The 9683-nt window shown below is 62.7% G+C and carries 10 protein-coding genes and 1 pseudogene; 7 read left to right on the forward strand and 4 right to left on the reverse strand.

Features of this window, described 5'->3' with window-relative positions; genetic code table 11:
• The 4 genes from BGO16_RS16165 to BGO16_RS16180 form a co-directional block, all read left to right on the forward strand.
• Window positions 1-537: TetR/AcrR family transcriptional regulator (locus BGO16_RS16165; protein ID WP_292620037.1), on the forward strand; the 537-nt coding region annotated here is incomplete at its 5' end.
• Window positions 534-1307, forward strand: a complete 774-nt coding sequence (locus BGO16_RS16170) for an efflux RND transporter periplasmic adaptor subunit (RefSeq protein ID WP_292620038.1) — start codon at window positions 534-536, stop codon at window positions 1305-1307. The genes BGO16_RS16165 and BGO16_RS16170, both read left to right, overlap by 4 nt.
• A 10-nt stretch (window positions 1308-1317) precedes the next feature.
• Window positions 1318-2262, forward strand: a complete 945-nt coding sequence (locus tag BGO16_RS16175) for an ABC transporter ATP-binding protein (RefSeq protein ID WP_292620039.1) — start codon at window positions 1318-1320, stop codon at window positions 2260-2262.
• Complete coding sequence (locus BGO16_RS16180) at window positions 2259-3416, forward strand: ABC transporter permease (protein WP_292620041.1); 1158 nt, start codon at window positions 2259-2261, stop codon at window positions 3414-3416. The genes BGO16_RS16175 and BGO16_RS16180 overlap by 4 nt, the downstream gene beginning before the upstream one ends.
• Window positions 3417-3467: 51 nt before the next feature.
• Here the strand turns inward: BGO16_RS16180 and bcsS are convergent, their stop codons facing one another.
• The 3 genes from bcsS to BGO16_RS16195 all read right to left on the reverse strand — a co-directional run bounded on the left by bcsS (window position 3468) and on the right by BGO16_RS16195 (window position 5632).
• The gene (bcsS, locus tag BGO16_RS16185) at window positions 3468-4127 is read right to left on the reverse strand and encodes a cellulose biosynthesis protein BcsS (RefSeq protein WP_292620043.1); all 660 of its coding nucleotides are present in this window, start codon (window positions 4125-4127) and stop codon (window positions 3468-3470) included.
• Window positions 4128-4356: 229 nt separating this feature from the next.
• Window positions 4357-4815: a DUF488 domain-containing protein gene (locus BGO16_RS16190; RefSeq protein WP_292620045.1), complete on the reverse strand. Its 459-nt coding sequence runs from the start codon at window positions 4813-4815 to the stop codon at window positions 4357-4359.
• A 13-nt stretch (window positions 4816-4828) separates the two neighbouring features.
• On the reverse strand, window positions 4829-5632 hold the full coding sequence (locus BGO16_RS16195) for a DUF72 domain-containing protein (RefSeq protein WP_292620046.1): 804 nt from the start codon (window positions 5630-5632) through the stop codon (window positions 4829-4831).
• Between the two features lie 287 nt (window positions 5633-5919).
• On the opposite strand from BGO16_RS16195, the gene BGO16_RS16200 reads away from it, so the two are divergent.
• The 3 genes from BGO16_RS16200 (at window position 5920) to BGO16_RS16210 (ending at window position 9266) form a co-directional block, all read left to right on the forward strand.
• The gene (locus BGO16_RS16200) at window positions 5920-7050 is read left to right on the forward strand and encodes a glycosyltransferase family 2 protein (RefSeq protein WP_292620047.1); all 1131 of its coding nucleotides are present in this window, start codon (window positions 5920-5922) and stop codon (window positions 7048-7050) included.
• A 7-nt stretch (window positions 7051-7057) separates the two neighbouring features.
• On the forward strand, window positions 7058-8548 hold the full coding sequence (locus BGO16_RS16205) for a glycosyltransferase family 39 protein (RefSeq protein WP_292620049.1): 1491 nt from the start codon (window positions 7058-7060) through the stop codon (window positions 8546-8548).
• 130 nt (window positions 8549-8678) lie between these two features.
• Entirely contained in the window at window positions 8679-9266 is a 588-nt protein-coding gene (locus tag BGO16_RS16210) for a DUF4142 domain-containing protein (RefSeq protein ID WP_292620051.1), read from the forward strand.
• 245 nt (window positions 9267-9511) lie between these two features.
• Here BGO16_RS16210 and groEL read toward each other — a convergent pair.
• Window positions 9512-9683, reverse strand: a pseudogene (gene groEL / locus BGO16_RS16215) (chaperonin GroEL); the annotation flags it as partial.

Here is a 9683-nt window from a genome sequence, read left to right on the forward strand (position 1 = left end):
ACCGCGCGCGGTTTTGCGGCAACCCGTCTGGACGACGTGGCGAAGCGGGCCGGAGTCGCCAAAGGCACGATCTATCTGCACTTCAAGGACAAGGAGGCGTTGTTCCAGGAGCTGGTGAGGACGGCGCTGGTCCCGCTGATCGGAAACCTGGCGGCCGCGCCCGCCGCCGGTGGATCGGTGCGCGAGATCCTCGAACGCTTCGCCGAGACTTTTGTGCGCGAGGTCGCCGAGACCAAGCGCGGCGATATCGTTCGCCTGATCGTCGCGGAGGGCGCGCGCTTTCCCTCGCTCGCCGATTTCTACTTTCGTGAAGTCGTTTCGCGCGGCCTCGCGGCCATGCGCAAGCTGATCGAGAACGGTGTCGCGCGCGGAGAGATCCGTCATGAGCGCCTTGCCGACTTCCCCCAGATCGTCATTGCGCCCGCCATGATCGCCGTGATGTGGCAGGGCTTGTTTGGCCGGCATGCGCCGCTCGATGCCGTGACAATGCTGAAGGTTCATCTCGATCTGATCTTTGGCGAACGGAGAGTGTCATGACCCGGCCTCGCGTCATCATACGTGCCGGCGTCGCGTTGGCGCTGACGGTTCTCGTTGCCGGCTGCGGTCCGAAGTCGTCGCCGGGCTATCAGGGCTGGGTCGAGGCCGACATGATTTTCGTCAGCCCCGACGAGAGCGGCCGTGTCACCAAACTGAATGTGCGCGAAGGCGATGCTGTCGAGGTCGGCGCGCTTCTCTATTCGGTCGACGACGACCTGCAGCAGGCCGATCTCAATCAGAACAAGGCGACGCTGGCGAATGCGCAGCAGACTTATGACCGCGCGGCCTCGCTGAGGAAAACCGGAGCGGGCACGCAGGCGACATTGGATTCTGCCATTTCGGCGTTGCATGTCGCCGAAGCGCGCGTCAACACGTCGGAAACGCGGCTGGCGCGCCGCAGGGGCTTTGCTCCGGTCGCAGGGACCATTCAGCAAATCTATTTTCGTGAAGGCGAGATGGTGCCGGCGCAACGGCCGGTGCTGTCGATCATGCCGCCGGGCAATATGAAGATTCGGTTTTTTGTGCCTGAGGCGGATTTGCCGAAACTAAGTGTCGGGCAGGACGTCCGTATCACCTGCGACAACTGTGCGTCCGACCTGATGGCAAAGATCTATTTCATCGCCACTCAGGCCGAATACACGCCGCCGGTGATCTACAGTCTCGATGAACGCAACAAGCTGGTGTTCCTGATCCAGGCGCGGCCCAATAGGCCGGACAGTCTCCGCGTCGGCCAGCCGATCAGCGTTCATCTCGACGTCGCGACAAACTGAGGGCCGCGCCATGAGCCAGGCAGCCGTGAAAACATCCGACATCGCGATCGAGGTTTCCGGCCTGTCGAAGTCGTTCAAGGGCCGCGAGGTCGTGCACGATCTGTCCATGACTGTGAAGCGCGGATTGATCTACGGCTTTCTTGGTCCCAACGGCTCGGGCAAGACCACCACCATCCGCATGCTTTGCGGACTGCTGACGCCGGACAGCGGCGAGGGCACCTGCCTCGGCTATGATATCCGCCGCGACGCGGACAAGATCAAACGCCGGGTCGGCTACATGACCCAGCGCTTTAGCCTGTATCAGGACCTCTCGGTGCGCGAAAACCTGGAGTTCGTCGCACGGCTCTATGGTATGCGCGATGCGCGAGGGGCGGCGCTCGCCATGATCAGGCGGCTCGGTCTTAACGGCCGCGAGGAGCAGCTTGCGGGCGAGTTGTCCGGCGGCTGGAAGCAGCGTCTCGCGCTCGGCGCCTGCACGTTGCCGAACCCCCAGCTTCTTCTGCTCGACGAGCCGACCGCCGGCGTCGATCCCAAGGCGCGTCGCGAGTTCTGGAACGAGATTCATGCGATGGCCGCGGATGGCCTGACGGTGCTGGTCTCGACGCACTACATGGACGAGGCCGAACGCTGTCACGAGATTGCCTACATTGCCTACGGCCACCTGCTGGTTCATGGGACCGTGGAGGAGGTCATCGCGAAATCGGCGCTGACCACCTACACGGTCACGGGCGGCGATATCAACGGACTGTCGGCCGAGCTTGCAGGCAAGCCGGGCATCGACATGGCCGCGCCGTTCGGCACCAGCCTGCATGTTTCCGGCCGCGACAAGGCCGCGCTCGAAGCCACGATCGCGCCGTATCGCGGCCGCGGCGATCTGCATTGGCAGCAGAGTGAACCGTCGCTGGAAGACGTCTTCATCGAATTGATGAGCCGCTCCAAGGATAATTTCCAATGAGCGTCACGGACGACCATCCTGCTGAAAGGGAGATGCCGTTCGGTTTCTGGCGGCGCAGCTACGCGATGCTGGTGAAAGAGTTCATCCAGCTTCGGCGCGACCGGATATCATTTGCGATGATCGTGATGATTCCGGTGATGCAGCTTCTGCTGTTTGGTTATGCCATCAACACCACGCCGCGCCATCTGCCCACCGCGGTCCTGATGCAGGAGGATAGCGATCTCGCGCGCTCGATTCTAAAGGCGCTGGAGAACACGGCTTATTTCCGGTTTACGCAGGAGGTGCATGACGTCGACACCTTCAATAATCTCCTGAAGTCGGGCAAGGTGCTGTTCGGGGTCGAGATTCCGCGCGGTTTTGAACGTGGCGTGCGTCGTGGTGACCGCCCGGCGCTGCTGGTCGCCGCCGATGCCACCGATCCCGTCGCCGCCGGCTCTGCGCTGGGTGTGCTCGGCCCGATCGTGCAGACCGCGCTCGCGCACGATCTGTTCATCGGCAGTCCACCCGATCCGCCATTCGAAATCCGTGCGCATGCGCGTTACAACCCCGCAGCGTCCTCGCGGCTGAACATCGTGCCCGGGCTTGTCGGCACCATCCTCACCATGACCATGCTGATCTTCACGGCCTTGTCGGTCACGCGCGAGATCGAGCGGGGCACTATGGAAAGCCTGCTGTCGATGCCGATCACCCCGGTCGAGGTGATGATCGGCAAGATCCTGCCCTATGTTCTGGTGGGATTCATCCAGGCGTCGTTGATCATCGGCATCGGAGCGCTCCTGTTCGGCGTTCCCATCGAGGGAAGCCTGACGCTGCTGGCGTTACTGTCGACGCTGTTCATCACGACAAATCTCGCCGTCGGATATACATTCTCGACCATCGTGCAGAACCAGCTTCAGGCCATGCAGATGTCGATGATGTTCTTCCTGCCGAGCATCCTGCTGTCCGGCTTTATGTTTCCGTTCGCCGGCATGCCGGTCTGGGCGCAGTACATCGGTGAAGCCCTGCCGCTGACGCATTATATCCGGATCGTTCGCGCCATCATGCTGAAGGGCGCGACGCTGCAAAACCTTCAGTACGACACGCTCGCATTGCTGGCGCTCATGCTGGTGGCCATGGTGATCGCGGTGACGCGATTCCGCCGCACGCTGGATTAGCATGGCGTTTTCCAGCGAATGGGCTTCGGGTGAAGAAAACGCGTCGCGACTTCAACGCCGGGACAGCATGCCGATGCGACCGTAGATGCCGCTGCGATTGAAACTGTCCTCAACGAAGCCGGCGCCGACCGACCATTCCACCGGTCCGGTCTTGAAGCCGGTGAGGTGTGCGCCGATCCGATACTGGGTGGAATACTCGTCGGCGGATGCGCAGACTTCAGGCCCGACCCAGAATCGGTCGAGGAAACGCCAGCCGGCCGCCGCGCGGGCGCTGTATTCCGATCCGATCGTGGTGGCCGAGGCGGCGGCGGCCACCATCATCGCGGGCAGGGGCTCCCACCATAACTCGGTCGCGATGCGGGCGCCGAAGTGGCTGCCGCGCAACTTGTCGGTTGGAATATCCGGTTTCAACGCATGGCTTTCGAGGGCGGGCCCCGCGAAGACCTTGATCTCGACATTGCCGCGCTTGACGCGCCATCCGGGCAGGACAGAGGCGCGGAAGATATTGGTGGTGAAGCGCTGCGTCGGCGTATCGTAGCGCTCGAAATCGTCGGACATGAACAGGCGGACGAGGAAGCCGTCATTATTCAGGCCGCCTTGCGGCGCCAGCAGCATCCCCGCATAGCCGGCCTGGCCGTTGCGCCAGAGATCGACACCGCTGAAAAACAGGAAACGTTCGGGTTTGAAGCCGCCGACAAGCGGGTCAGCCAATGGCCGACCCGTGGTCGCGCACATCAGCAAGGCGGCCAAACAGACTGCATGCGACGCCCCCAACGCACTGAGCCCCCAAAGCCCAACAGCTATCTATACGTACAACTACCGATAGCAGGCAGATGCGGAGGGGCGTAGGGAACAATAATAGAACGTCCACAGACCAGGTCGGTCCGTCCTCACATCTGCCGCGCGAGCTAGAGCATGACCGCGCGTCGGGATGCGGATGCTAGAAGCGGGCCATCAGGTTCTCGACCCTGGCACCCGTGCGCTCGGTGATGACCTCGGCGATCCAGCGGCGGTGGCAGTTTTGGTGATCGCGCTCATAGCAGAGGATGCACACCGGCCCGGCTTGTTTAACGAGCGCTGATAGTTCGTCCAATTCCTCGCGCGCCTGCGGTGTCCTCAGATGCACCGTGTAGATGTCGCGCAGCATGTCGAACTTGCCGCTCTGCCGGGCCAGCCGGCCCTGCTTCGGCGTCCCCAGTCCGCGCAGGTGCAGATAGGCGATGCCGCGGCCTTGGAGGTTCGTGGCGAGCTGGTTCTTTGAAAGGCCGGGGCGGCGCGAGGACGTGACGGCGCGGACATCGACCAGCAGCTTGACGCCGGCCCGTTCCAGTTCGTCCAGCACCGCGCTTGCAGGCGTCTGCTCGTAGCCGATGGTGAAGAGCCGGCTTTCCGGCGTCATGTCGTATCTCCCGTCACTTGACGCGTTCGATCAGCTCCATGGCTCCTGCGGGTGCGCGCACCTTTCCTTCGTGGATCACATAGGCGAAGACGTCGCGCGGCGTTTTCTTCGGCCTGGCAGCGTCGATGCGGGGCAGGTCGTCCGGCTCGCCACCTGCGGCCCACGTCCGAAACCGCTCGGCCCAGGCGTCCAGTTGTTTCGGAGGATAGCAGGTTTCGATGTCGTCGTTTCCCTTCTGTAACCGAGCATAGACGAAATCGGCGGCGACGTCGGCGATCGCGGGATATTTGCCGTGTTCGGCGAAAACCACGGGAACTTCGAATTGTCGCAGCAGGGCGATGAACTCGGGCGTGCAAAAGCTGTCATGGCGGACTTCGACCACATGCCGCAACGCGCGCCCGTCCAGCTTTCGCGGCAACAATTCCAGGAACCTGCCGAAATCGGCTTCGTCGAACGTCTTGGTCGGGGCGAACTGCCACAACACCGGTCCGAGACGGTCCCCAAGTTCCAGCACCCCGGAATCATAGAAGCGTTTCACCGAATCGCCGGCTTCGGCAAGCACCCGCCGATTGGTGGCGAAGCGTGGCCCCTTGACCGAGAACACGAATCCGTCCGGCACCTCGCGCGCCCATTTGCGGAAACTTTCCGGCTTCTGCGACCCGTAATATGTGCCGTTGATTTCGATCGAGGTGAGTTTTGAGGCGGCGTAGGCGAGTTCCTTCGCCTGCGCCAGCTTGTCCGGGTAGAAAACGCCGCGCCACGGCGCGAAGGTCCAGCCTCCGATGCCGATATAGATCCTGCCTGCCTTGCCTGCCATCTGACATGCCCTTGCGAATGTTGCGGCCGTACCTATCTCAGGACCAACGGCGGTGTCGAAGCCCGCTCCACCGCCGGGACGACCACGGGATAACTCGGTTGCGCCGGATGTACGCGCGCCCTGTTGTTCGTGGTCGTTGTCGTTCCGATCGTTGGCATCTGGCCTGATTTCCATACATTTCCGGCTTTTGGAAGATTCGGCTTCCACGTTGGTTGGCTTGTCCGATGTCGGTCGCGTCGCTGCCAGTCGCCTTGGCATCCGCGACCGCCACGGATATAGCTGGCGCCATGAATGAAGCCATCAGGCCAGATTCGGTCGAACTGACAACCAGAGCGCCGCCCCAGCTTTCCGTCGTCGTGCCGACTTTCAAGGAGCGCGACAACGTGGTTGCGCTGTACCGCAAGCTGTCCTCCGCGCTGGCGGGAATCGCGTGGGAGGTCATCTATGTCGATGACAATTCCCCCGACGGCACCGCGGAGGCGGTGCGGAAACTCGCCGCGATCGACCCGCGCGTTCGCTGCATCAGGCGAATCGGGAGGCGCGGCCTGTCTGGCGCGTGCATCGAGGGCATTCTGGCATCGAGCGCGCCGTGCGCCGCGGTGATGGATGCCGACCTTCAGCACGACGAAACCCGGTTGCCGAAGATGCTCGCGCTCCTGGAAAACGGCGCAGCCGACCTCGTCGTTGGCAGCCGCTACATCGAGGGCGGCAGCGCCGACAGCTTCGACAAGCAGCGCGCCGGTTTCAGCATGCTGGCGACCTCGCTCGCCAAGAAGCTGCTGCGCGTCGAGATCGCCGATCCCATGAGCGGGTTTTTCATGATCCGCCGCGACCGCTTCGAACGGCTCGCGCCGGAGCTTTCGACCCAGGGCTTCAAGATTCTGCTCGACGTGATCGCAACCGCGCGTGGCACATTGCGTATCACCGAAATCCCTTTCACCTTCGGTTCGCGGCTGCATGGCGAGAGCAAGCTGGATTCGATGGTCGCGCTGGACTTCCTTGGTCTCGTGCTGGCGAAGCTGACGCACGATGCGGTGTCGTTGCGGTTCCTGCTGTTCGCGCTGGTCGGATCGATCGGTGTCGTTGTGCATTTCGTCGGCCTGTTCGTCGCGCTTGATGTGCTGCGATGGCCGTTTCCCCATTCGCAGGCCTTCGGCGCGATTCTGGCGATGACCAGCAATTTCCTGCTGAACAATTTCCTGACCTATCGCGACCAGCGTTTGAAAGGACTCGGCGTCCTGCGCGGCCTTTTTGTTTTCTACATCGTGTGCAGCGTCGGTCTGCTCGCCAATGTCGGCGTCGCGTTCTCGGTTTACGACCAGGAGCCGATCTGGTGGCTGGCAGGCGCGGCCGGGGCGCTGATGGGCGTGGTCTGGAACTACGCGGTGTCCAGCCTGTTCGTCTGGCGCAGACGATAGCGCGGCGATGGCCGAGACGCGGAGCGTCCGCGCCGTTGTTCTCACGGTCCTCGCGCTGGTGGGACTGCGGCTTCTCCTGGCGGCGCTGACGCCGCTGACGTTTGACGAAGCCTATTACTGGACATGGTCCAAGCATCTGGCCGGCGGATATTACGATCATCCGCCGATGGTGGCGATCGTGATCCGCCTCGGCACCATGCTCGCCGGGGATACTGAATTCGGCGTTCGTCTGGTGTCGATCCTGCTGGCGCTGCCGATGAGTTTCGCGGTCTATCGCACGACGGTGTTGCTGTTCGACAGCACGAAAGCGGCGGCGTCGGCGACCGTTCTTCTCAACGTCACGATGATGGTCGCGGCCGGCACCGTGATCGTGACTCCGGACGCGCCGTTGATGGTGGCATCGAGTTTCGTGCTGTTGTGTCTGGCTAAATTGCTCGTGACCGGACGCGGCGCGTGGTGGCTTGCGGTGGGTGCTGCCGTCGGCGCCGCGCTGGTGTCGAAATACACCGCGCTGTTTTTCGGTCCGGTGATCCTGGTCTGGCTGTTCGCCGTGCCGGAGTTGCGCCGCTGGTTGCGGTCGCCGTGGCCCTATCTCGGCGGGCTGGTCGCGCTCGCGATCTTTTCGCCGGTCATCATCTGGAACGCCGATCATCATTGGGCATCCTTCGCCAAGCAGTTCGGCCGCGCGCGCGTGGACCAGTTCACCCTTCGCTATATCGTCGAGGTGATCCCGACGCAGATCGTTTTCGCGACGCCGCCGGTATTCGCTCTCGCTGCGATGGGGTTGTTTGCATTGTGGAAGCGTGAGGGAGGCACGCGAGCCGCGCGGGTGCTGGTTGGCGCGACGATCTGGACGCTGACGATCTATTTCGTCTGGCATTCGCTGCACAGCCGCGTCGAGGCCAACTGGTTCGCGCCGGTCTACCCGGCGCTGGCGATCGCGGCGGCGATGGCTTGCGATATTGCGCGCTGGGGGCCGCGTGGCCGGCATTTCGCCGATGCCTGCCGCCGCTGGGCGATCCCGGTCGGCGTCGCGATGCTGGTGGCGCTGGTGGTGCAGGTGAACACCGGCGTTCTTTCCGGCTATCGGCGCGATGCCTCCGTGCGCAGCGTCGGCGTCGGCTGGCGCGAGCTTGCCGCCGAGATCGAAGCGGTGCGCGTGAAAAGCGAGGCGCATTGCGTGCTCGCCCAGGGGTATGGCGTCACGAGCTGGCTTCGGTTCTATCTGCCGAAGGGCACGTGCGTGGCGCAGCATTTCGAGCGCATCCGCTGGATCAACGCGCCACCGCCGGACGCGGACCAGCTCACGGGCAGGCTGCTTTACGTCGATGACGGATCGGACAACTGGCCGCCGGTCACGCAATATTTCAATCACGTCGAGAAGGTTGCAACGCTCGAACGCAAGCGCGGGCCGCTGACTGTCGAAACGTTGGGGATTGACGTGGTGGCGGACCCCAAGGGCAACGTGCTGGAGCCATTGCCGCGGGAACTCGATTAGCGTCCGCCGCGGCAAGGGTTTCCCGCGCTCGGCCAGGAACCACACCGCCCGCGAGCCGTTGTCGCCGGATGATCCGCGGGACGGGTGCTGTTCCGCGGCCGAACGTCCTCCCGATACAAGGATTCAAGCCATGAAAAAAATTCTGATCGCCTTTGCGGCAGTCGCCGCATTGACGGGGGCCGCATATGGCCAGTCTCTCGGCGAAAAGACCGGCGTCAACTCTATGCTTGGGGTTGCGCCGTCCACGGCCGACTTCGTTAAGCAGGCTGCCACCAGTGACATGCTGGAAATCGAGGCGGCGAGAATCGCGCAGCAGAAAGGTAACGATGAGGAAAAGAAATTCGCCCAACAGATGATCACGGATCACACCAAGACCTCGAATGATCTCAAAGCCATGGTGAAGGACGGCGAGGTGAAGGCGGAGTTGCCGACGATGCTCGACAGTTCCGCGCAAGCCAAGCTCGACAAGCTGAGGGCCGCGTCACCTCAGGACTTTGCCGCGATTTACGATCCGATGCAGGTGGATGCTCATGAAGATGCAGTGTCGCTGTTTGATCGCTACGCCAAGAGTGGCGACAACGCCAAGCTGAAGAACTGGGCAGGCCAAACGCTGCCGACGCTCCAGCATCATCTCGCGATGGCGCAGCAGATGAACGAACACCGCGGCTCTGCCACTGTCGGCAGGTCGACTAGGCCTTCGAACGGCATGGCCAAGTAACGGCATCGCTTCAGCGGTTTCCATCTGACGCGTAGCGTTGAGCGCGCAGGTGGTTGTCTCCATGACATTGAGTGCCGTTTACACAAGTGGTTTTGAGCCAAAGAAAAAGGCCCGGCATGGACCGGGCCTTTTGCATTTCGTAACTGACCTGGAGGCGTGGATCAGAAATCAATGCCGCCACTGAAAGCCGGGTTGGCCGGCTTTCAGCATTTTGATTCAGGAGCGGCGATGTCCGACGCTATGCGTCAGAAATCCATGCCGCCCATGCCGCCGCCCGGCATCGCTGGGGCAGGGGCGTTCTTCTTCGGCAATTCGGCGACCATCGCCTCGGTGGTGATGAGGAGCGAGGCGACGGACGCGGCGTTCTGGATCGCGGTGCGCACGACCTTGGTCGGGTCGATGATGCCCTTGGAGATC

This window comes from Nitrobacter sp. 62-23, assembly GCF_001897285.1.
GTDB lineage: Bacteria > Pseudomonadota > Alphaproteobacteria > Rhizobiales > Xanthobacteraceae > Nitrobacter.

Coding starts and splice junctions, on each gene's coding strand:
- BGO16_RS16170 (WP_292620038.1), top strand. CDS start 534: ATGACCCGGCCTCGCGTCATCATACGTGCCGGCGTCGCGTTGGCGCTG.
- BGO16_RS16175 (WP_292620039.1), top strand. CDS start 1,318: ATGAGCCAGGCAGCCGTGAAAACATCCGACATCGCGATCGAGGTTTCC.
- BGO16_RS16180 (WP_292620041.1), top strand. CDS start 2,259: ATGAGCGTCACGGACGACCATCCTGCTGAAAGGGAGATGCCGTTCGGT.
- BGO16_RS16190 (WP_292620045.1), bottom strand. CDS start 4,815: ATGACGCCGGAAAGCCGGCTCTTCACCATCGGCTACGAGCAGACGCCT.
- BGO16_RS16195 (WP_292620046.1), bottom strand. CDS start 5,632: ATGGCAGGCAAGGCAGGCAGGATCTATATCGGCATCGGAGGCTGGACC.
- BGO16_RS16200 (WP_292620047.1), top strand. CDS start 5,920: ATGAATGAAGCCATCAGGCCAGATTCGGTCGAACTGACAACCAGAGCG.
- BGO16_RS16205 (WP_292620049.1), top strand. CDS start 7,058: ATGGCCGAGACGCGGAGCGTCCGCGCCGTTGTTCTCACGGTCCTCGCG.
- BGO16_RS16210 (WP_292620051.1), top strand. CDS start 8,679: ATGAAAAAAATTCTGATCGCCTTTGCGGCAGTCGCCGCATTGACGGGG.